Source organism: Modestobacter sp. SYSU DS0511 (genome assembly GCF_054050755.1).
This window is the reverse complement of sequence record NZ_JBJGZY010000013.1, coordinates 82940-103798: the sequence shown is the minus strand read 5'-3', so window position 1 is coordinate 103798 and position 20859 is coordinate 82940. Positions and strand designations below refer to the sequence as shown.

At 74.8% G+C, this 20859-nt stretch carries 21 protein-coding genes; 8 read left to right on the top strand and 13 right to left on the bottom strand.

The features are described from left to right. Both ACI783_RS08975 and purB read right to left on the bottom strand, forming a co-directional pair. The coding region (locus ACI783_RS08975) for a phosphoribosylaminoimidazolesuccinocarboxamide synthase (protein ID WP_457140124.1) at positions 1-969 on the bottom strand (969 nt) is incomplete at its 3' end. Positions 970-1003: 34 nt separating this feature from the next. After that, positions 1004-2311: an adenylosuccinate lyase gene (purB, locus tag ACI783_RS08970; RefSeq protein WP_457140123.1), complete on the bottom strand. Its 1308-nt coding sequence runs from the start codon at positions 2309-2311 to the stop codon at positions 1004-1006. A gap of 91 nt (positions 2312-2402) precedes the next feature. Between purB and ACI783_RS08965 the strand changes: the two genes are divergently transcribed. Next, entirely contained in the window at positions 2403-3887 is a 1485-nt protein-coding gene (locus tag ACI783_RS08965) for an AI-2E family transporter (protein WP_457140122.1), read from the top strand. Between the two features lie 88 nt (positions 3888-3975). After that, entirely contained in the window at positions 3976-4437 is a 462-nt protein-coding gene (locus tag ACI783_RS08960) for a VOC family protein (protein WP_457140121.1), read from the top strand. Between the two features lie 11 nt (positions 4438-4448). Here ACI783_RS08960 and purD read toward each other — a convergent pair whose 3' ends face one another. Next, positions 4449-5711, bottom strand: a complete 1263-nt coding sequence (gene purD, locus ACI783_RS08955) for a phosphoribosylamine--glycine ligase (protein ID WP_457140120.1) — start codon at positions 5709-5711, stop codon at positions 4449-4451. A 9-nt stretch (positions 5712-5720) separates the two neighbouring features. Beyond that, on the bottom strand, positions 5721-6470 hold the full coding sequence (gene rsgA, locus ACI783_RS08950; RefSeq protein WP_457140119.1) for a ribosome small subunit-dependent GTPase A: 750 nt from the start codon (positions 6468-6470) through the stop codon (positions 5721-5723). A gap of 403 nt (positions 6471-6873) precedes the next feature. Here rsgA and ACI783_RS08945 point away from each other — a divergent pair, with 403 nt between their 5' ends. Then, on the top strand, positions 6874-7920 hold the full coding sequence (locus ACI783_RS08945; RefSeq protein WP_457140118.1) for a glycerophosphodiester phosphodiesterase family protein: 1047 nt from the start codon (positions 6874-6876) through the stop codon (positions 7918-7920). Positions 7921-8062: 142 nt separating this feature from the next. Here ACI783_RS08945 and ACI783_RS08940 read toward each other — a convergent pair whose 3' ends face one another. Further along, the gene (locus ACI783_RS08940; protein ID WP_457140117.1) at positions 8063-9349 is read right to left on the bottom strand and encodes an adenylosuccinate synthase; all 1287 of its coding nucleotides are present in this window, start codon (positions 9347-9349) and stop codon (positions 8063-8065) included. A gap of 65 nt (positions 9350-9414) precedes the next feature. Between ACI783_RS08940 and ACI783_RS08935 the strand changes: the two genes are divergently transcribed. The 3 genes from ACI783_RS08935 to ACI783_RS08925 all read left to right on the top strand — a co-directional run bounded on the left by ACI783_RS08935 (position 9415) and on the right by ACI783_RS08925 (position 12062). Beyond that, complete coding sequence (locus ACI783_RS08935; protein ID WP_457140116.1) at positions 9415-10032, top strand: hypothetical protein; 618 nt, start codon at positions 9415-9417, stop codon at positions 10030-10032. Positions 10033-10170: 138 nt separating this feature from the next. Further along, the gene (locus ACI783_RS08930; RefSeq protein WP_457140115.1) at positions 10171-11235 is read left to right on the top strand and encodes an ABC transporter permease; all 1065 of its coding nucleotides are present in this window, start codon (positions 10171-10173) and stop codon (positions 11233-11235) included. Next, positions 11232-12062, top strand: coding sequence for an ATP-binding cassette domain-containing protein (locus ACI783_RS08925; protein WP_457140114.1), 831 nt, complete (start codon positions 11232-11234; stop codon positions 12060-12062). Before ACI783_RS08930 ends, ACI783_RS08925 begins: the two co-directional genes overlap by 4 nt. Positions 12063-12274: 212 nt before the next feature. On the opposite strand, the gene ACI783_RS08920 is transcribed toward ACI783_RS08925, so the two are convergent. From ACI783_RS08920 to ACI783_RS08900, 5 genes are all read right to left on the bottom strand, one after another. Then, entirely contained in the window at positions 12275-12391 is a 117-nt protein-coding gene (locus ACI783_RS08920; RefSeq protein WP_457140113.1) for a GPGG-motif small membrane protein, read from the bottom strand. Positions 12392-12619: 228 nt separating this feature from the next. After that, positions 12620-13024: a DUF3151 domain-containing protein gene (locus ACI783_RS08915; RefSeq protein WP_457079817.1), complete on the bottom strand. Its 405-nt coding sequence runs from the start codon at positions 13022-13024 to the stop codon at positions 12620-12622. A 1-nt stretch (position 13025) separates the two neighbouring features. Continuing rightward, positions 13026-14057 carry a class II fructose-bisphosphate aldolase gene (gene fbaA / locus ACI783_RS08910; RefSeq protein WP_457140112.1) on the bottom strand — a complete coding sequence of 344 codons (1032 nt, stop codon included), beginning with the start codon at positions 14055-14057 and terminating at the stop codon, positions 13026-13028. A gap of 105 nt (positions 14058-14162) precedes the next feature. Beyond that, positions 14163-14720, bottom strand: a complete 558-nt coding sequence (gene pyrE / locus ACI783_RS08905) for an orotate phosphoribosyltransferase (protein ID WP_457140111.1) — start codon at positions 14718-14720, stop codon at positions 14163-14165. 10 nt (positions 14721-14730) lie between these two features. After that, positions 14731-15453 (bottom strand): fasciclin domain-containing protein, encoded by a 723-nt coding sequence (locus tag ACI783_RS08900; protein WP_457140110.1) that lies wholly within the window; start codon positions 15451-15453, stop codon positions 14731-14733. 137 nt (positions 15454-15590) lie between these two features. On the opposite strand from ACI783_RS08900, the gene ACI783_RS08895 reads away from it, so the two are divergent. Beyond that, the gene (locus tag ACI783_RS08895) at positions 15591-16070 is read left to right on the top strand and encodes a hypothetical protein (protein ID WP_457140109.1); all 480 of its coding nucleotides are present in this window, start codon (positions 15591-15593) and stop codon (positions 16068-16070) included. Positions 16071-16122: 52 nt separating this feature from the next. Here the strand turns inward: ACI783_RS08895 and ACI783_RS08890 are convergent, their stop codons facing one another. From ACI783_RS08890 to clpB, 3 genes are all read right to left on the bottom strand, one after another. Beyond that, positions 16123-16836 carry a hypothetical protein gene (locus ACI783_RS08890; protein WP_457140108.1) on the bottom strand — a complete coding sequence of 238 codons (714 nt, stop codon included), beginning with the start codon at positions 16834-16836 and terminating at the stop codon, positions 16123-16125. A 43-nt stretch (positions 16837-16879) separates the two neighbouring features. Further along, complete coding sequence (locus ACI783_RS08885; RefSeq protein ID WP_457140107.1) at positions 16880-17362, bottom strand: hypothetical protein; 483 nt, start codon at positions 17360-17362, stop codon at positions 16880-16882. 159 nt (positions 17363-17521) lie between these two features. Continuing rightward, positions 17522-20113 carry an ATP-dependent chaperone ClpB gene (gene clpB, locus ACI783_RS08880; RefSeq protein WP_457140106.1) on the bottom strand — a complete coding sequence of 864 codons (2592 nt, stop codon included), beginning with the start codon at positions 20111-20113 and terminating at the stop codon, positions 17522-17524. A 207-nt stretch (positions 20114-20320) separates the two neighbouring features. Here clpB and ACI783_RS08875 point away from each other — a divergent pair, with 207 nt between their 5' ends. Then, positions 20321-20782: a MarR family winged helix-turn-helix transcriptional regulator gene (locus ACI783_RS08875; protein ID WP_457140105.1), complete on the top strand. Its 462-nt coding sequence runs from the start codon at positions 20321-20323 to the stop codon at positions 20780-20782. Positions 20783-20859: the final 77 nt, after the last annotated feature.

Below are 20859 nucleotides of genomic sequence, written 5' to 3'. Positions count from 1 at the left end.
CCCCCCCCCGCCCCCCAACACCGAAAACCCCCCCGCCCGCCCCCCCCCCCCCCCCCCCCCCCCCCCCCCCCCCCCCCCCCCCCCCCCCCCCCCCCCCCCCCCCCCCCCCCCCCCCCGGCCGGTGAGCTGCTCGTAGGCCTTCACGTAGCGGTCGCGGGTGGCGGCGACGACGTCGGCCGGCAGCTCCGGCGGCGGGGACACCCGGTCCCAGCCCGAGGTCGTCAGCCAGTCGCGGACGAACTGCTTGTCGAAGGAGGGCTGCGCCGCCCCCGGCGACCAGGTCATCGCCGGCCAGAAGCGTGACGAGTCGGGCGTGAACACCTCGTCGCCCAGCACCAGCGGACCACCACCAGGCGCCGTGCCGAACTCGAACTTGGTGTCGGCCAGCACGATCCCCGCGGCGTGCGCGATCTCCGCGCCCCGCCGGTAGAGAGCCAGGGTGAGCGCACGCAGCGCCTCGGCCCGCTCGGCACCGACGGCGTCGACCACCTGGGCGAACCCGATCGCCTCGTCGTGCTGCCCCTGCTCCGCCTTCGTCGACGGGGTGAACACCGGCTCCGGCAGCTGCGAGCCCTCGACCAGCCCGGCCGGCAGCGGGACGTCGACGATCGCGCCGGTGCGCTGGTACTCGACCGTGCCCGAGCCGGAGAGGTAGCCGCGGGCCACGCACTCCACCGGCAGCATCTCCAGCCGGCGCACCAGCATCGCCCGCCCGGCCACCTCGGCCGGGACGTCGGTGGCCGAGACCAGGTGGTGTTCCGCACCGTGCTCGGCCAGCACCGGGGCCAGCTGCTCGAACCACCACACCGACAGCTGGGTGAGCACCCGGCCCTTGTCCGGGATCGGGGTGGGCAGCACGTGGTCGTAGGCGGAGATCCGGTCACTGGCGACCAGCAGCAGCCGGTCGTCGCCGACCGCGTAAACCTCGCGCACCTTGCCCCGCGCGACCAGCGGCAGGTCCAGGCTCACGACGGCTCCCGCTCGCTGCCGCGGCTCGCTCCGCTCACGACAGCGCCGCCAGCCGGTCGAACAGCGGGCCGAGGTTCTGCACGTACCGCTCCGGCCGGCAGATCTCGTCCAGCCGCGCCTCGTCCAGCGTCACGCCGTCGGTCTCGGCCCGGGCGCGCAGCGTCGTCCGGAACGGCGTGCCGGTGTTCCAGGTCTCCATCGCCGCCGACTGCACCAGCGCGTACGCCGCCTCGCGGGACAGGCCGCCCTCGACCAGCTCCAGCAGCACCGACGAGGTGTAGATCAGCCCGCCGGTGGACTCCAGGTTGTCGCGCATCCGCTGGACGTCGACGACCAGGTTCTCCACCAGGCCCGCGGTCAGGTTCAGCAGGTAGTCGGTGGTGATCGCAGCGTCGGGCAGGAACACCCGCTCGGTGGAGGAGTGCGAGATGTCCCGCTCGTGCCACAGCGGGATGCCCTCCATCACCGGCACGATCGCCGCGCGCACCACCCGGGCCAGCCCGGCGATCCGCTCGGAGCGGATCGGGTTCTTCTTGTGCGGCATCGCCGAGGAGCCCTTCTGGCCCGACCCGAACGCCTCGGACAGCTCCCGCACCTCGGTGCGCTGCCCGTGCCGCACCTCCAGCGCGATCGCCTCGCAGACGGTGGCGATGATACCCAGCGCGGAGACCCACTCGCTGATCCCGTCGCGCAGCACCACCTGGGTGGAGGCATCCGCGGCGCGCAGCTGCAGCGCCTCGGCCACGGCCACCTCGACCGACGGGTCGATGAGGGAGTACGTGCCGACGGCGCCGGAGATGGCGACCACGCCGACGGCCTCGCGGGCGCGGCGCAGCCGGTCACGCGAACGGGCCATCGCGAAGGCGAGGTCGGCGACCCGGTGGCCCCAGACGACGGGCTCGGCGTGCACGCCGTGCGTGCGCCCGACCTTGATGGTGTCCCGGTGCGCCAGGCCGTGGTCGCGCAGCGCCGCCACCAGCCGGTCGGCCTTGGCCAGCAGCACGTCGGTGGCGTCGGTGAGCTGCACCGCCAGCGCGGTGTCCAGCAGGTCCGACGACGTCATGCCGTGGTGCACGTAGGCCGCGGCCGAGCGCGGCTCGGTGTTGTCGGCCCAGGCGGTGAGGAAGGCGATGACGTCGTGCTGCGTCGTCTCCTCGATCTCCGCGACCCGGGCGGCGGTCGGCGGCGGCGCGTTGCGCACGGGCTCGACGACGTCGGCGGGCACCCGGCCGGCCGCCGCGTGCGCCTCGAGCACGAGCGTCTCCACCCGACACCAGAGGGCGTACTTGTGCTCGTCACTCCAGACCCGCCCCATCTCGGGCAGGGTGTAGCGGTCGATCATGCGGGTACCGCCCGGAACTGGTCAGCAGGTCGTGGCACGGTGACATCCTCCCGCACCGGCCTGCCGGCCCGCGCATCCCCTCGGAGGAACCATGCTGAAGCGGGCCGCCCGCGCGGTCTCCCGCGCGCGGGAACACCTCCGGGCCGCCGCCGAGCGCGACCCCTACGCCTGGCCCGACGGGACGGTGCTGGTGCTCGACGACGGCACCCGCGCCGTCGTCGACCACGTCGAGGGTCACCCGGCGCCCGAGCCGGACGGCGCCGTGGGCACCCGGCCCGCCGGCCACCCGAACCGGCGGCCGGACCAGGACGGCGCCGCCGGGAGCGACCCCGGCCCCGCGGGCAGCCCGCACCCCGCCGCCCCCGACGTCGACGTGCCCGGCGGCGTCAGCGGACCACCCCGCCCCGGCGGTCCGCCGCCCGCTGCCGGCCGCGACCGCAGCCGGGGCAGCTTGCTCGCCCCCGAGGCGCCGGTCGCCGCCGACCGCGAGGTGCCCAACGGGCTGCGCATCGCCGCCGCCTGGTCGTGGCGGGCGATCGTCGTGGTCGCGGCCGGCTACCTGGTGCTGCGCGCGGCCGGCTACGTCGCCGTCGTCCTGGTGCCGGTGTTCGTGGCGCTGCTGCTGGCGGCGCTGCTGCAGCCCGGCGCGGCGGCCCTGCGCCGCCGCGGCTGGCCGTCGTCCCTGGCGTCGCTGACGATGCTGGTGGTCGGCCTGGGCGTGGTCGCCGGGATCATCACGCTGGTCGTCGAGGAGTTCGTCGCCGGGTACGCCGACCTCGCCGAGCAGGTGGGCCAGGGAATCGAGCAGGTGCGCGACTTCGCCGTCGACACCTTCCCGATCTCCCAGTCGCAGATCAACGACGCGCTCGACAGCGCCCAGGAGGCGCTCGTCGCCAACCGGGACGTGCTCACCACCGGGGCGCTCACCACCGCGGCGACGGTCGGCGAGGTGCTCACCGGCATCCTGCTGACCCTGTTCACCCTGTTCTTCTTCCTGCTCGACGGCCGGCAGATCTGGCTGTGGCTGGTCGGCCTGACGCCCACCAACTCGCAGGCCTACCTGGACGAGGCCGCCCGCCGGTCCTGGCGGACGCTGATCTCCTACGTGCGGGCCACGGTGGCCGTGGCCGCCTTCGACGCGGTGTTCATCGGCATCGGCCTGCTGGTCATGGGGGCGCCGCTGGTGGTGCCGCTGGCCGCGCTCGTCTTCCTCGGCGCGTTCGTCCCGATCATCGGGTCGTTCCTCGCCGGAACCGTCTCGGTGCTGGTCACGCTGGTGGCGCTCGGCCCCATCCAGGCGCTGGTGACCCTCGGCATCATCGTCGTGGTGATGCAGCTGGAGGGGCACGTGCTGCAGCCGCTGCTGCTGGGCCGGGCGGTCTCGGTGCACCCGCTGGCGGTGGTGCTGGGCATCGCGGCCGGTCTCCTCGTCGGCGGCATCTTCGGCGCGCTGATCGCCGTGCCGGTGATCGCCTGCGGCAACGTGGCCGGCACCTACCTGTCCCGCCGGCACGAGGGGCCCCGACCGCCGCAGCCGGACACCCGCCGCGCCCGCCGGCTGGTCCGCGCCGAGTGAGCCGCGCACTGATCCCTTCCCCCGGGCACGCCGGGGTGATCTGGTGTCCCCCGTCCGGCACGCGCGCCGCCACGAACGAAGGGCCCCGATGAGCCGCCAGGTCCAGGTGACGTTCGACGCGTCCGACCCGCGGGCGCTGTCGTCCTTCTGGCGCGAGGTGCTGGGCTACGTCCACCCGGCTCCGCCCGGGGTCGACCTGCCCGAGGGCGCCGACCCGCTGGCCGCCTGGGACGACGTCCTCGCCCGACTCGGCGTCCCGGCGGAGCAGCGCAATGCGCGGTCGGCCATCGAGGACCCGGAGGGGCAGGGCCCACGGCTGTTCTTCCAGCAGGTACCGGAGCGCAAGACCGTCAAGAACCGGGTCCACCTGGACGTCCGTGCGGCTCCCGGGCTGCAGGGAGCGGCGCGGATGGCGGCGCTGGAGGCCGAGTGCGCCCGGCTGGTCACCCTCGGCGCGACGCGGCTGCGTCGCGTCGAGCCCGAACCCCCGATGGAGGCCGGCTTCATCGTGCTGGCCGACCCCGAGGGCAACGAGTTCTGCCTGGACTGAAGAGGACCTGCCTAGCGGATGCGGCCCTCCACGGCGGCCAGGGCGATGTCGGTGCGCCAGTGCGCGCCGGCCAGCCGGACGCCGGCCACCCGCTCGTAGGCGGTCTGCCGGGCGGCGGCCAGGTCCTCGCCGACGGCGGTGACCGCGAGCACCCGGCCCCCGGCCGAGCGGACGGCGCCGTCGGGCCCGGCGACGGTGCCGGCGTGCAGCACGCCCTCGCCGTCGGCCCCGGTGATGGGGTCGCCGGTGCGCGGCCGCTCCGGGTAGCCCGACGCCGCGACGACGACGGTGACCGCGGCGCCCTCGCGCCAGCGCAGCGGCGGGTGGTCGGCCAGCGTGCCGGTGGCCGCGGCGTGCAGCAGCCCGGCGAGCGGGGTCTCCAGCAGCGGCAGCACGACCTGGGTCTCGGGGTCGCCGAAGCGGGCGTTGAACTCGACCACCCGCACGCCGGCCGAGGTCAGCGCCAGCCCGGCGTAGAGCAGCCCGCTGAACGGCTCACCGCGACGGCGCAACTCGTCGACGGTGGGCTGCAGCACGGTCCGCAGCACCTCGTCGACCAGCCCGGCCGGCGCCCAGGGCAGCGGCGCGTAGGCGCCCATCCCGCCGGTGTTGGGCCCGCCGTCGCCGTCGTCGCGGCGCTTGTGGTCCTGCGCCGGCAGCAGCGGCACCACCGTGGTGCCGTCGGTGACGGCGAACAGCGACACCTCGGGGCCGTCCAGGTACTCCTCGACCAGCACGGCACCCCCGGCGTCGAGCACCGCACGACCGTGGGCCAGGGCGGCGTCCCGGTCGGGGGTGACCAGCACGCCCTTGCCGGCCGCCAGGCCGTCGTCCTTCACCACGTACGGCGTCGCGCCGGCAGCGGCGACCTCGGCCAACGCAGTCTCCAGTTCCGCGACGCCACCCACCGGCCACGACCGGGCGGTGGGCACGCCGGCGGCGGCCATCACGTGCTTGGCGAACGCCTTGGACGCCTCGATCTGCGCGGCCTGCGCCGACGGTCCGAAGCAGGCGATGCCCGCCTCGCGCACGGCGTCGGCCGCGCCGGCCACCAGCGGCACCTCCGGGCCGACGACGACCAGCTCGGCACCCCACTGCCGGGCCAGCGCCGCGACCGCGACCGGGTCGGCGACGTCGACCGGCAGCGGCTCGGCGATCACCGCGGTGCCGGCGTTGCCCGGCGCGCAGGCCAGCGCCGTGACGGCGGGGTCGGACTGCAGAGCCACGCACAGGGCGTGCTCCCGGGCACCGGAGCCGATCACGAGCACGCGCACCCGACGAACCTACCCACCTCCGCCCCGAGGGCGGGAATGGCCATCCCTGCCCTCGGGCCGGGTGCGTGCCGACCGGTGCAGCGCCCGCAGTCGGGCGGTCTCCGCGGCCCGGGCCCGGGCATCCGAGCGCAGCTCCTGGCGGTGGGCCTCGGCCTGCAGCTTCCGCCAGCCGAGGAGCCGGCCCGGGTCGAGCCCACCGTCGTCGATCGCGGCCGCGACCGCGCACCCCGGCTCGGTGCGGTGCGCGCAGTTCCGGAAGCGGCAGCCGGCGGCGAGCGCGACGACGTCGGCGTAGGCCTCGTCCAGCCCGGCGTCGCCGGCCAGGGCGAGCTCGCGCATGCCGGGGGTGTCGACGAGCAGCGCGCCACCCGGCAGCCGGTGCAACTGGCGGGCGGTGGTGGTGTGCCGGCCGCGGCCGTCCCCGCGGATCTCGGCCGTGGCGGCGACCGGCCGGCCGGCCAGCGCGTTGGCGAGGCTGGACTTGCCGACGCCGGAGGGGCCGACCAGTGCCGCCGTGCACCCCGGGGTGAGCAGCCCGCCCACCGCCTCGAGCCCGGCTCCGGTGACCGCGGAGACCGGCAGCACGGTCACGCCGATCGCGTCCTCGGCCACCTGGGCGACGGCCGCCGGCACGTCCGGGCAGAGATCGGCCTTGGTGAGGACGACGGCCGGGGTCGCACCGCTGCCCCACGCCAGGGCCAGGTACCGCTCGATCCGCCGCAGCCGCGCAGCGCCGGCCAGCGAGTCGACGACCAGCACCAGGTCGACGTGGCGGCCACCACCTGCGGGGCGGAGCCCCGGCCGGCGGCGGTGCGCACGAACGCCGTCCGCCGCGGGAGCAGCGCCACCGCCAGCTCGCCGCGCACCGCGACCCAGTCGCCGACCGCGGGTGCGTCGGCACCGCGGAGGGCGGCGCCCGCCCGCACCCGCTGCTCGCCGTCCGCGGTGAGCACGGTGAGCCGTCCGCGGTCCACCCGCGCCACCCGGCCGGCGCGGCAGCCCGCCGGCACCGGCGGATCGGTCGTGCCCGACACACTAGGGACTGAGAGTTCACTCACAGGGGTGATGCTGACCTGCAGCTCGGGGGCTTGTCCTCCGATTTGTCCCCATGGGGTCGGCGCACGTTCACCCGCCGGACGGCGGGCTGGGCTTCCCTGGGGTCATGTCCGAGACCGGCCTGCGGGCCGCTCCCTCGTCCCGACGGATCGCCTCCCCCGTGGTGATCGGCCACCGCGGTGCGCCCAGCTACCGCCCCGAGCACACCGCGGCCAGCTACGAGCTCGCCATCGACCTGGGCGCTGACCGGGTCGAGCCCGACCTCGTCGTCTCCCGCGACGGCGTCCTCATCGCCCGGCACGACGCCGAGCTCTCCCGCTCCACCGACGTCGCCGACCGCCCGGAGTTCGCCGGCCGGCGGCGCACCGCGGACGTCGACGGCGAGGAGCAGACCGGCTGGTTCGTGCAGGATTTCACCCTGCCCGAGCTGCGCAGCCTGCGGGCGGTCGAGCGGCTGCCCGCGGTGCGGCCGCTGAACACCGCCTACGACGGCCGCTTCGGCGTGCTCACCCTGGCCGACGTCGTGGAGTTGGTCCGGCGCCGGTCGACGCCCGACCGGCAGATCCAGGTCCAGGCCGAGCTGAAGCACCCCGCGTGGTTCGCCGCCCAGGGGCTGCCGATGACCGAGCTGCTCGCCGCCGAGCTGCGCCGCCTGGACGCCGCGCGCCCGGACGGCCCGGTGGTCGTGATGGCGTTCGAGTCGGCGGCGCTGCGCGAGCTGCGGGCCGACCTCGGCAGCGGCGGCCCGGTCCTGGTGCAGCTGGTCGACGAGGAGGGCGTGCAGGACGCCATGGTCACGCCCTCCGGCCTGCGCGAGATCTCCACCTACGCGCAGGGGATCGCCCCGCACAAGGGCCGGATCCTGCTGCACGGCGCCGACGGCTCGCTCAACGGCGTGTCCGACCTGGTCAGCCAGGCGCACCGGGCCGGCCTGACCGTCACGCCGTGGACGCTGCGGCCGGAGAACCTCTTCCTCCCCCGGCACCTGCGCTCCGGCAGCGACCCGCACGGCCTGGGCGACGCGCAGACCGAGGCCCGGTTGCTGTTCGCCCTGGGCTGCGACGGCGTGATCAGCGACGCCCCGGAGACCGCGTTCCGGGCCCGCGCCGAGCTGACCGCCGAGGCCCTGGCCCCCGTCCGCCCCCGTCGCTGAGCACTCGGTCGGCCTACCGGCCTCCCCCGCGACCGCAGGGCACTCGGTCGGCCTACCGGCCTCCACCGCGACCAGGAGCCGTCCCCCAGCTCCGTTGAGCCGTTTCCCGGGATCGGTCGCCGCGGTGAGGTCCGGCAGGACCTCAGATCAGGTCGTGGATGACCACGTTCTGGTCCCGGCCCGGGCCGACGCCGATGACGCTGATCCGCGCCCCGGAGAGCTCCTCCAGCCGACGCACGTAGGCCTGCGCGTTGGCCGGCAGCTCGTCGAAGGTGCGGCAGGCGGTGATGTCCTCGAACCAGCCGGGCATCTCCTCGTAGATCGGCTTGGCGTGGTGGAAGTCGGTCTGCGTCATCGGCATCTCGTCGTGCCGGACGCCGTCGACGTCGTAGGCGACGCAGATCGGCACCGTCTCCAGCCCGGAGAGGACGTCGAGCTTGGTGAGGAAGTAGTCGGTGATCCCGTTGACCCGGCTGGCGTATCGGGCGACGACGGCGTCGAACCAGCCGCAGCGCCGGTCGCGGCCGGTGGTCACGCCGACCTCGCCGCCGTGCTTGCGCAGGTACTCGCCCCACTGGTCGTGCAGCTCGGTGGGGAACGGACCGGAGCCCACGCGGGTCGTGTACGCCTTGAGGATGCCCACCACGCGCTCGATCCGGGTGGGGCCGACGCCGGCGCCCACGGCCGCGCCGCCGGCGGTCGGGTTGGACGAGGTGACGAACGGATAGGTGCCGTGGTCGACGTCGAGCAGGGTGCCCTGCGAGCCCTCCAGCAGCACCCACTCGCCGGCGTCCAGGGCCCGGCCCAGCAGCAGGCGGGTGTCGGCGATGCGGTGCTTGAGCTGCTCGGCGTAGCCGGCGTACTCCTCGACCACCTCGTCGACGTCGATCGCCTTGCGGTTGTAGACCTTGACCAGGACCTGGTTCTTCTCCATCAGCGTGCCCTCGAGCTTCTGCCGGAGGATGGAGAGGTCGAGCAGGTCGGCGACGCGGATGCCGTTCCGGGCCACCTTGTCGCCGTAGGCCGGGCCGATGCCGCGGCCGGTCGTGCCGATCCGGCGCTTGCCCAGGAAGCGCTCGGTGACCCGGTCCAGCGCTCGGTGGTGCGGCATGATCAGGTGCGCGTCGGCGGAGATCACCAGACGCGAGGTGTCGACGCCGCGCTCCTCCAGGCCGGCGAGCTCGCCGATGAGCACCTCGGGGTCGATGACCACGCCGTTGCCGATGACCGGCGTGCAGCCCGGGGTGAGGATGCCTGACGGGATCAGGTGGAGCGCGTACTTCTCGCCGTCCGGGGTGATCACGGTGTGCCCGGCGTTGTTGCCGCCCTGGTAGCGGACGACGTAGGGGACGCGCCCGCCCAGCAGGTCCGTCGCCTTTCCCTTGCCCTCGTCGCCCCACTGGGCGCCGATCAGCACGACTGCGGGCATCGGGTCGGTCTCCTCGTCACGTCGACACCGGCAGGAACCGGTTGGCCAGGTGGCAGGGTATCGGCATGCCCGTCACCCAGCTCGACCTGCGCGGTCTGGCGGCCGAGCAGCCACCGTCCCGTCGGCACGTCGCCTCGGTCGTCGACGAGGCCGAGGAGGTGCGCGTGCTGGGGCCGGTCCCCGCGCTCGCGTCGGTGCTGGCCCGGCTGTGGCGGAAGGACCGGTTGCCCGCGGTCCCGGTGGCCTGGGAACCGGCCGACGACGCCGCGTCCCGGGGGCTGGCCCGTGCGCTGGGGGTCGGCTCCGGCGCCGAGCGGGAACTGCCCCTGGTGCGCGACGACCACGGGGGCGTGCTGCTGTGGCACGGCCGCGTCACCGCCTTCGGTGCGCCGCGCCGCGCCCTGGCCCGGCGGCTGGGCGCGCAGGCGTACCACGACGACCAGCGGGTGGCCGACGGGCCGATCACCCGGATCGACGTCCGGCCGGACTGGACGGCGTTGGACCGGATCTCCGTCGCCGTGGTCACGGTGCCGCTCCGCCCGGTGCGCCGCACCACCGGACGGGCCCTGCAGGTGGCCAGCGCGCCGGCACAGGTGACCCGCGACGGTGTGCCCGTCGAGCGCCAGGTCACGAAGTGGACCTGGTACGGCGACGACCGGGTCCGCTGGCTGCTGCGCCCCTGACGGGAGACCCCCGCTGCCGCGCCACCCGTCAGGGTGGGATCCCTGCAGCGGGGCCGGGACGGTGGTGGACACTGGGGGCACCGCCCCGCCCGAGGAGGTCGTGCTGCCGTCGTCCCGTCGCCCGACCGGTCCCTGCCGGTGACCCCGGACCGTCCGCTGGCGTTCGGCCCACCCGTCGAGGTGGTGCCCCGCTCGCGCGGCCGCCGGATGTTCGACCGCCTCCTCGCTCGCCCGGGCGTCAGCGCGCTGGTCGGCGTCGCCCTGCTGACCCTGTTCTTCGGGATCCAGTCCCCGGCACTGCTCTCCTCCGGCGGCCTGGCCTCCGTGCTCGAGATCGCAGCTCCGCTGGGGATCGGCGGCGTGGCGGTCGCCCTGCTGCTGGTGGCGGGGCAGTTCGACCTGTCGATCGGCGTCGTCGCAGTGGGCAGCAGCCTGCTGGCCGCCCTGCTGGTCACCGAGCTGGGGCTGGGCGTCTGGCCCGCCCTGCTGCTGTCCCTGGTCGCCGCCCTGCTGGTGGGAGCGGTCAACGGGCTGCTCGTGGTGAGCACCGGGTTGCCGAGCTTCCTGGTCACCCTGGCGACGTTCCTCATCCTGTCCGGCGCTGCGCAGGCGGTCGCCGCTGCCGTCGCCGACGCCCCCCGGGTCGGCGGCCTGCGCGGGGCCTCCGGGTGGGACTCCGCGCACGCGGTGTTCGGCTCGACCGCGCAGGTCGGGGACGGACGGTTCCCGGTCTCGGTGCTCTGGTGGCTGGCCGCAACCGCCGTCACCACCTGGCTGCTGTGGCGCACCCGGTTCGGCAACGCCGTCTTCGCCAGCGGCGGGGCGCCCCGGCCGGCCCGTGAGCTGGGGGTGCCCGTCGGGCGCACCACCGTGCTGCTGTTCCTGGGCACGGCCGCGGCCGGCTGGCTGATCGGCACCCTCGGGCTGGTGCGGTTGGGGGCGGTGCAGGTGACCCCCGCGCTCGGTGCGGAGATCGAGTTCATCGTCGTCGCGGTGATCGGGGGCTGCCTGCTCACCGGCGGGTACGGCTCGACCGTCGGCGCCTCGCTGGGCGCGCTCCTCTACGCCGTCGCCCGCGAGGGCATCGGCCTCTCCGCCTGGGACCCGCGGTTGTTCGAGGCCTTCCTCGGGGTGCTGCTGCTGGTGGCCCTGCTGGTCAACGGCGTGGTGCGGCGGCGGCTGCGGGCGGTGCCGCGGTCGTGAGCAGCGCATGGGAGGGGCCACCGGTGCCCGACGACCGGCCGGCCGTCGACGGCGCGGCGCCGGTGGTCGAGCTGCGCGGCGTCACGGTCCGCTTCGGGAGCGTGCCGGCGCTGTCCCGGGTCTCGCTGACGCTGCGGCGCGGCGAGGTGACGTGCGTGCTCGGGGAGAACGGCTCGGGGAAGTCGACGCTCGTCGCCGTCCTCTCCGGCATGGAGCAGCCGGCGGAGGGCGAGCTGCTGATCGACGGCCGCCCGGTGCGGCTCCGCTCCCCGCAGCAGGCCCGCGCGCAGGGGATCGCCACCGTCTGGCAGGACCTGGCGATCGCGCCGCTGATGTCCGTGTGGCGCAACTTCTTCCTCGGCGCCGAGCCCACCCGCGGCGTCTGGCCGTTCCGCCGGCTCGACGTCGGGCGGGCCGAGGAGATCACCACGCGGGCCATGGCCCGGGTCGGGGTCACCGGCCTGGACGCCGACCAGGCGGCCAGCGCACTGCAGGCCGGTGAGCGGCAGAGCCTGGCCATCGCCCGCGCCCTGCACTTCGGCGCCCGCGTGCTGGTGATCGACGAGCCGACGGCGCCGATGACGGTCGCCCAGCGCGCACTGGTGCTGCAGGCCGTCGTCGCCGCCCGGGAGGACGGGCTGGCGGTGGTCTTCGTGACGCACAGCCCGCAGTACGCCCACCTCGTGGGCGACCGGTTCCTGCTGCTGGGCGGCGGCCGGGTCGCCGGCGACCTCACCCGGGACGACGTCGACGTCGACGTCCTCACCCGTCTGGTCGCCGGCGGCGACGAGCTGTCCCGCCTGACGGAGTCACTGCGCCGGGAGTGACGGAGGCCGCCGGGTCGATCACCGCGAACGGTGGGGCGCCACGACGCGCGGGCACGCCGACGCCGATGACCGACATGACCTCCGGCGGTGACGGCCGCGCAGGGCGCCCGGTCGGCCCCTGCGGCGGCCTCGGCGCCGGCCGGGTCCGCGACCGGGCGGTCTGGTGAGCTGAGAGAACGGCCCGGGGGTCCAGCAGGACCCCCGGGCCTCGTTCAGTTGGTGAAGACGCTCACGCCTCCTGGGCCGACCAGCAGCCCGACGACGATGAGCACGATCCCCCACAGCAGCTGCTTGCGCACGATCGCGACGATCCCCGCGATGACGAGCACGACTGCCGAGGATCCAGAGCAACGTGGCCATGACCAGCCCCTCCCTTCGAGGCGGCGCCCGTTGACGCCGACCGGGAGCCAGACGCTAACGAGACCCTGCGGTCCCGGCATCGGGACGATCAAGATCCGGATTCGTCGAGGTCGGCCAGCCCCACTGTTGACCATCGGCGAACGGCTGCCCGACACGCCGCCCGGGCGGACCGGTCGCCGATGATCAACGAGGAGGCGTCAGGGGACGAGCGTCGGGTCGCAGTCGCGCAGCAGCTCGGTGCAGCGCTGCTGCTCGTCGACCTCGCCGATCCGCTCGGCCGCGGCGGCGAGCACGGTGACGCAGCGCAGGAACCCCCGGTTGGGCTCGTGCGACCACGGCACCGGGCCGAAGCCCTTCCAGCCGTTGCGGCGCAGCGCGTCCAGCCCGCGGTGGTAGCCGGTGCGCGCGTAGGCGTAGGCCTCGATCGTTCGGCCGGCACCCAGGGCGCCCTCGGCCAGCGCCGCCCAGGCCGCGCTGGAGGTGGGGTGCGTGGCCGCGACCCCCGCCGGGTCGACGCCGCTGGCCAGCGCCTCGGTACCGGGGTCGACGGGCAGCAGGGTGGCCGGCGGCTCGCCGAGCAGGTTGCGGTGGGAGTGCGACATGTCAGGCCGCCTGCGACTGGCCGGCGGACAGGAGGTCCTCGCAGGCCTGCACGACCCGGTCGGCCATGCTCGCCTCGGCGAGCTTCATGTAGGTGCGGGGGTCGTACATCTTCTTCACGCCGACCTCGCCGTCGACCTTCAGCACGCCGTCGTAGTTGCTGAACATGTGGCCGGCGATGGCCCGGGTCAGCGCGTACTGGGTGTCGGTGTCGACGTTCATCTTCACCACGCCGTAGGAGATCGCCTCACGGATGTCGGACAGGTCCGAGCCGGAGCCGCCGTGGAAGACCAGGTTGAACGGCTTGGCATCGCCGAGGCCGAACTGCTCCGCGACGACCGCCTGGCCCCGCTGCAGCACGTCGGGGCGGAGCTTGACGTTGCCCGGCTTGTACACGCCGTGCACGTTCCCGAAGGTCGCCGCCAGCAGGTAGACGCCCTTCTCCCCGAGCCCGAGCGCCTCGGCGGTGCGGAGGAAGTCGCCGTCGGCGGTGTAGAGCTTCTCGTTGATCTCGTGGGCGACGCCGTCCTCCTCGCCGCCGACGACGCCGATCTCCACCTCGAGCACGATCTTGGCGGCGGCGCACTTCTCGATGAGCTCCTGGGCGATCTCCAGGTTCTCGGTCAGCTCGATCGCCGAGCCGTCCCACATGTGCGACTGGAACAGCGGCGCCTGGCCCGCGTCGACCCGGTCCTGCGAGATGGCGATGAGCGGGCGGACGTAGCTGTCGAGCTTGTCCTTGGGGCAGTGGTCGGTGTGCAGCGCGACGTTGACCGGGTAGCGCTCGGCCACCACGTGGGCGAACTCGGCCAGCGCGACGGCGCCGGTGACCATGTCCTTGACCCGGGTGCCGGAGCCGAACTCCGCGCCACCGGTGGAGAACTGGATGATCCCGTCGCTGCCGGCGTCGGCGAACCCGCGCAGCGCGGCGTTGATCGTCTCCGAGGAGGTGCAGTTGATCGCCGGGTAGGCGAAGCCGCCCTCCTTGGCCCGGCTGATCATGTCGGCGTAGACCTCGGGGGTCGCGATGGGCATGCGGTGCTCTCCTGACGTCGGGACCAGCGGCTCCTGCTCGCCGGTCAGCATCCCACTGGACCGCGCCCGGGTGATCTCCAGGTCACACGGGCGGGCGGGACCGGATCAGCCCAGGCCGAGGTCGGCGAGCTCGAACGCCGCGCGGTACTCCAGCCCGGCCGCCTCGACCGCCGCGCGCGCCCCGCGGTCGACGACCACGGCCACCCCGACCACCTCGGCACCGGCCTCCTGCAGCGCCTCGACCGCCTGCAGCACGCTGCCACCGGTGGTGGAGGTGTCCTCCACCGCGAGCACCGTCCGGCCGGTGACGTCGGGGCCCTCGATCCGCCGTTGCAGACCGTGCGCCTTGCCCTGCTTGCGCACGACGCAGGCGTCGAGGAAGCCCTCGCCGGCCGCGGCCGCGTGCAGCATCGCGGTGGCGACCGGGTCGGCGCCCAGCGTGAGCCCGCCGACGACGTCGTAGCGCAGGTCGCCGGTGAGCTGGCGCATCACCCGGCCGACGAGCGGGGCCGCCTCGTGGTGGAGCGTCACCCGGCGCAGGTCGACGTACCAGTCGGCCTCCCGACCGGAGGAGAGCGTGACCTTCCCGCGGACGACCGCGAGCTCGACGATGAGCTCCAGCAGCCGGTCGCGGTCGGGGTGGGCCGTTGCGGGGGCGTTCATGGGGCCGACCCTACTGAGCCGGTGCGAGCACCTGGTCGATGACGTAGACGGTCGCGTTCGCCGTCTGCAGCGGCCCGCACAGCAGGGTCGCCGGTGACGCCCCGGCCACCGTCTCCTCCGCCGCCACCGACACCTCCGCACCACTGCCGGTGATCGTGACCCGGTCACCGAGGAGCGTGGTGTGCTCGCCGGCCAGCTCGTCCGGTCCGAGCCGGCCCGGCAGCACGTGGTGGGTGAGCAGCGCGGTGAGCCGCGGGACGTCGGCCTGCAGCTGCGGGAGCGCGTCCGGGCCGAGCGCACCGAAGGCGGTGTCGGCCGGCGCGAGCACGGTGACCTCCTGCCGGGTGTTCAGGACGTCGACCAGGTTGGCGGTGACGACCGCCTGGGTCAGGGTGGTCAGCAGCGGGCTCTGGCTGATCGCGGTGGCCGCGGGCAGGCCGGCGCTTGCCGGCACGCTGCCCGGGCCCTCGGCCGGCAGGCCGGCGCAGGCCGGCCCCACGGGCGTACCGGCGGAGGCGCCGGTGGGCGCACCGGCCGACTCCGAGGTCGTGGCCGCGGAGGTGGTCGCCGCGGAGGCGCTGCCGGCAGCGGCCGGGCCGCCGTCGTCGCCGTCCTCGGTGCTGCAGGCGGTCGCCAGGACCAGCAGGCCGCCGACCAGGGCCACGGCGAGGGCACCGGCCCGTGGTCGTACGGCGGGTCGTGCGGCGGGTCGGGTCGGCCCGGTGGCCTTCACGGGTTCTCCTCTGCGGTGCTGCGGCGCCGGCCCGATCCGGTCGTCGGGGGGCACTGGTCGTGGAGCATCGCATCCCGACCACCGCTGCACCGGGAGGTCAGCGGCTCGTGGTGGTCCCGGCGTGCCAGGCTGACCGGGTGAGCGCCGACCCACCGTCCCGTTCCGCAGGCACCTCCGCCGACCGCCCGCTGATGCCGGTGTCGGTCAAGGTGGCCGTCGGCCTGCTGGCCGCGCTGTCGGTGCTGCTGCTCCTCAGCGGCGTGGTCACCTGGGCCGTGCGGGACACCATCGTCGACGGCTTCCTCGACGCCCAGCCGGACCTCGCCCGGTCGGAGGTGGAGCAGTTCGTGCTCATCGGTCTGACCCGGGACGTGCTCGTGGGGCTGCTCTGCGGCGCGGCCGCCCTGTTCCTGCCCCGGCGACGGCCGTGGGCCCGCTGGATCGGCCTGCTGGGCGTGCTGTTCCTCGGCGCGCTGACCCTGGTCTCGATGGTCACCGCCGGCGGGCTGAGCCCGTTCGCGCTGCTCCTCGTGGTGCTCTGCGCGGCGGCGGCCACCAGCCTGCTCGTCCGGACGACGACCGACTGGCTGCTGCCGGCGGCACGCCGGCAGGGCTGAGCACCGGCCGCCCGGTCGCCGCCCCGGGGAGTGCCCGGGGCGGCGCCCGCCGTCAGCGGAGCGCCCGCCGCCTGGTCTCCGACCGGTACCACTCGCTGGACTGCTTGTTGGCCAGCAGCACGATGCCGACGACCAACAGCACCAGGTGGAACAGGCCCAGGAAGCTCAGGCCGACGCCCGCGCCCAGCAACCCGAACAGCACGTTGATCCCGCCGAGCACGAACAGCACGATGCGCGCCCAGTTGTGGCCCTGCCAGGCGAACCAGATGACGAGCAGGAACGCCGCGATCAGCACCAGCGTGACCACGATCGTCCCGGTGACGACCGCGTCGACCTGCTCGGGGGTGAGCCCCGACTCCTCGGCGGCCACGCGCCGGGCCTCGTCGAGGTCGGTGAAGCTGATCAGCAGGCTGATGAGGTTGATCAGCGCGCTGGCCAGGAAGGCACCGAGGCCGAACCGGACGGTGCTGGGCTGGGGCTGCTGCTCGACCGGGGCGCCGGCGTCCCAGCCCCCGGGCGCGGCCGGGTAGCCACCCCCCTGGCCGTAGGAGCCGTACTGCGGCTGGCCGCCCTGTCCGGGCGGCGGTCCCCAGCCACCCGGCTGGCCCTGGCCGGGCGCACCCCAGCCGCCCTGCTGGCCCTGCTGGCCCTGGCCGGGCGCACCCCAGCCGCCCTGCCCCTGCCCCGGCGAGCCCTGGCCCTCCGGGCCCTGTCCGGGCGGCGGGCCCCAGCCACCCTGCTGCGGGTCCTGCGGTCCTGACGTCATGACGGCTCCTCGTGCGAGCGGTGTGGGCGCGGTGGCGCCTCGGTCACTCGTGATCTTCGACCATCCGGACGGTGTCGGCACGCTCACGCGCCCGGCGGCACGGTGGAGCCCCGGCTCGGGACCGGGGCTCCTGATAGGCCCACGGGGCCGGGGCGACCCACGCCCGGCTGTCCGGGTGCAGCAGCAGGAGCACCCGTACGACGGCGACGACGCCCCCGCCGGCGGCGAGCAGACCCGGCTCCGGGGACAGCAGGCCGGTGACCAGCGTGACCACGCCGGCGGCGAGGAGCACCCACCACGCCCACGGCCGGTGCCGCTCGAAGGCCCGGACGACGATGCCCCAGAGCGTGGCCAGCGCCGCCAGCCCCAGCGGCACGACGAGCGCGACCGGCGAGGCGGTCACCGCCACCAGGACCAGCGACCACGCCGCGGCGACCGCCAGCAGCGCCCACTCCACCCGACCGATGCGGATCACCCACCGCGCCGCCTGCAGGGTGTGCCCGGTCGTGTGCTCCGCTGTCCCCATCGCCGGTCCTCCCGTTCGCCGCGACGCCGGGTGCGCCGCGGGGCAGGACCGGACGGTAGGGCGGCGAGGTCGATCCGCGCGGCCGTCGTCCACAGCCCCCCGGCCCCGTCCAGAGGCTCACCCCGAGCTCGCGAGGGGTGAGGAGGACGGGGTCCTTCGTCAGCCGCGGGTGACCGACAGCCCGGCGTCGCCCTCGGCCACGTCGGCCGGCCAGTCGACGACGACCTCGTCACCGTCGTGGATCTCCCCGGACAGCAGCGCCCGGGCCAGCTGGTCGCCGATCGCCGACTGCACCAGCCGGCGCAGCGGCCGGGCGCCGTAGACCGGGTCGAACCCGTTGAGCGCCAGCCACTCCCGCGCGGCGTCGGTGACCCGCAGGGTGAGCCGGCGGGCCGCCAGCCGGCGGGCGAGCACGCCCACCTGGATGTCGACGATGCCGGCCAGCTCCTCCGAGCCCAGGGCCCGGAACATCACCACGTCGTCGAGCCGGTTGAGGAACTCCGGCTTGAAGTGCGCCCGGACGACGTCCATCACGGCCCGGCGCCGCGCGTCCTCGGGCACCGACTGGTCGGCGATGACCTGCGACCCCAGGTTGGAGGTGAGGATCAGCAGGGTGTTGCGGAAGTCGACCGTGCGCCCCTGCCCGTCGGTCAGCCGGCCGTCGTCGAGCACCTGCAGCAGCATGTCGAAGACGTCGGCGTGGGCCTTCTCCACCTCGTCGAGCAGGACGACGGTGTAGGGCCGGCGCCGGACGGCCTCGGTGAGCTGGCCACCGGCCTCGTACCCGACGTAGCCGGGCGGGGCCCCGACCAGGCGGGCCACCGAGTGCTTCTCGGAGTACTCGCTCATGTCGATGCGGACCATCGCCCGCTCGTCGTCGAACAGGAGCTCCGCCAGCGCCTTCGCCAGCTCGGTCTTGCCGACGCCGGTGGGGCCGAGGAACAGGAACGACCCGGTGGGCCGGTCCGGGTCGGCGACACCGGAGCGCGAGCGGCGGACGGCGTCGGCGACGGCCCGGACGGCGTCCGGCTGGCCGACGACCCGCTGGGCGAGGTCCTCCTCCATCCGCAGCAGCTTCTGGGTCTCCCCCTCCAGCAGCCGGCCGGCGGGGATGCCGGTCCAGGCCTGCACGACCTCGGCGATGTCGTCGGGGCCGACCTCCTCCTTGAGCATCGACTCCCGGGCGGCCGCCGACGCCTCGGCCGCGGTCAGGTCGCGCTCCAGCTGGGGCATCCGGCCGTAGCGGAGCTCGGCGGCGCGCGCCAGGTCGCCGTCCCGCTCGGCCCGCTCGGCCTCCAGCCGCGCGGCCTCCAGCTCCTCCTTGGTGCGCTGGATCCGGTCGATGGCCGTCTTGTCCTGCTGCCAGCGGGCGGTCAGCTCGTCCAGCTCCTGGCGCCGGTCGGCCAGCTCGCTGCGCAGCGCGGCCAGCCGCTCGACCGAGGACGGGTCGTCCTCCTTGGCCAGCGCCATCTCCTCGATCTCCATCCGGCGCACGGCGCGCTCGACCTCGTCGACCTCCACCGGTCGGCTGTCGATCTCCATGCGCAGCCGGCTGGCGGCCTCGTCGACCAGGTCGATCGCCTTGTCGGGGAGGAAGCGGGCCGTGACGTAGCGGTCGGAGAGGGTGGCGGCGGCGACGATGGCGGCGTCGGTGATCCGGACGCCGTGGTGCACCTCGTACCGCTCCTTGAGGCCGCGCAGGATCCCGATGGTGTCCGGCACGCTCGGCTCGCCGACGAGCACCTGCTGGAACCGGCGCTCCAGCGCCGCGTCCTTCTCGATGTGCTCGCGGTACTCGTCGAGCGTGGTGGCGCCGACCATCCGCAGCTCACCGCGGGCGAGCATCGGCTTGATCATGTTGCCGGCGTCCATCGCGGAGTCGCCTGTCGCACCGGCGCCGACGATGGTGTGCAGCTCGTCGATGAAGGTGATCACCTGCCCCTCGGCCTCGGTGATCTCCTGCAGCACGGCCTTGAGCCGCTCCTCGAACTCGCCGCGGTACTTGGCGCCGGCCACCATCGCACCCAGGTCCAGCGCCATCAGCCGCTTGCCCTTGAGGCTCTCCGGGACGTCGCCGGCGACGATCCGCTGGGCCAGGCCCTCGACGATGGCGGTCTTGCCGACGCCGGGCTCACCGATCAGCACCGGGTTGTTCTTGGTGCGCCGGGACAGCACCTGCACCACGCGGCGGATCTCGGTGTCCCGGCCGATGACCGGGTCGATCCGCCCGTCGCGGGCCCGCTGGGTGAGGTCGACGGCGTACTTCTCCAGCGCCTGGAAGGTGCTCTCCGGGTCGGGGCTGGTGATCTTGCGGGTGCCGCGCACGGTGCGGAAGGCGGCCAGCAGGGCATCGCGGGTCGCCCCCGCGCTGGCCAGCACCGCACCGGCCTCGCCCTCGGTGGTGGCCAGCCCCACCAGCAGGTGCTCGGTGGAGACGTACTCGTCGCCCAGGGCGCTGGCCTGCTCGCCGGCGGCGTTGATCGCCCGGAGCAGCTCCCGGGACGGCGACGGCGCGGCCACCGTGGCGCCGCTGACGCTGGGCATGCGGCGCAGCGCGGCGTCGGCCTTGGCGCGGACATCGGCGGGGTCGGCACCGGCCGCCTGCAGCAGCGGGCCGGCGATGCCGTCGGTCTGCTCGAGCAGGGCGACCAGCAGGTGCAGCGGCTCCAGGGCGGCCTGGCCGCGGTCGACCGCCAGTCGCTGTGCGGCGGCGACCGCCTCCTGCGCACGGGTGGTGAGCTTGCTCTGCATGGTCGGGTGTCGCGTCCTCTCGTGTGGGAGTCGTGCTCGCGCGGTCCAACGGACCGGGAGTTGAGTCTGTTCCACTCAACCTCGGTCGTCCAGTGGCGCACCACCCACGGCACGGGAGGTTCGCCTCTGGCACCACTTCCACCCCTGCGGGCCACCGAGATGAGTCACACAACCGACTCCGACCCTGTGGCGCCCTACTCTGTGGGCATGACGGACACCCCGTCGCCGAGCGTCGCTCTCGACGACCAGCTCTGCTTCGCCCTGTACGCGGCCTCCCGCGCGGTCACCGCGCGGTACCGGCCCATGCTCGACGAGCTGGGGGTCACCTATCCCCAGTACCTCGTCCTGATGCTGCTGTGGGAGGAGGACGGGCAGACCGTGGGTCAACTGGGGTCCCGGCTCGCGCTGGACTCCGGCACCCTCTCGCCGCTGCTCAAGCGCCTCACCACCGCCGGCCTCGTCACCCGCCACCGGCGGGCCGACGACGAGCGCTCGGTGTCGGTGCGGCTGACCGAGAAGGGCCGCGCCCTGCAGGGCCCTGCCTGCTCGATCTCCGCCGAGATGATCGACGCGCTCGCGCTGGACCAGCAGGAGTTCGACGCCCTCAAGGGCCAGCTGCGCCTGATCACCGACCGGGTCACCGGACCGCGGGCCGACGTCCCCGCCTGATGAAGGACCCCCTCGCTCCCCTGCGAGGGAACCGGGCTCCCCACCGCTCGCGGGCTCGGGGCGGGCCCCTGCGGAGA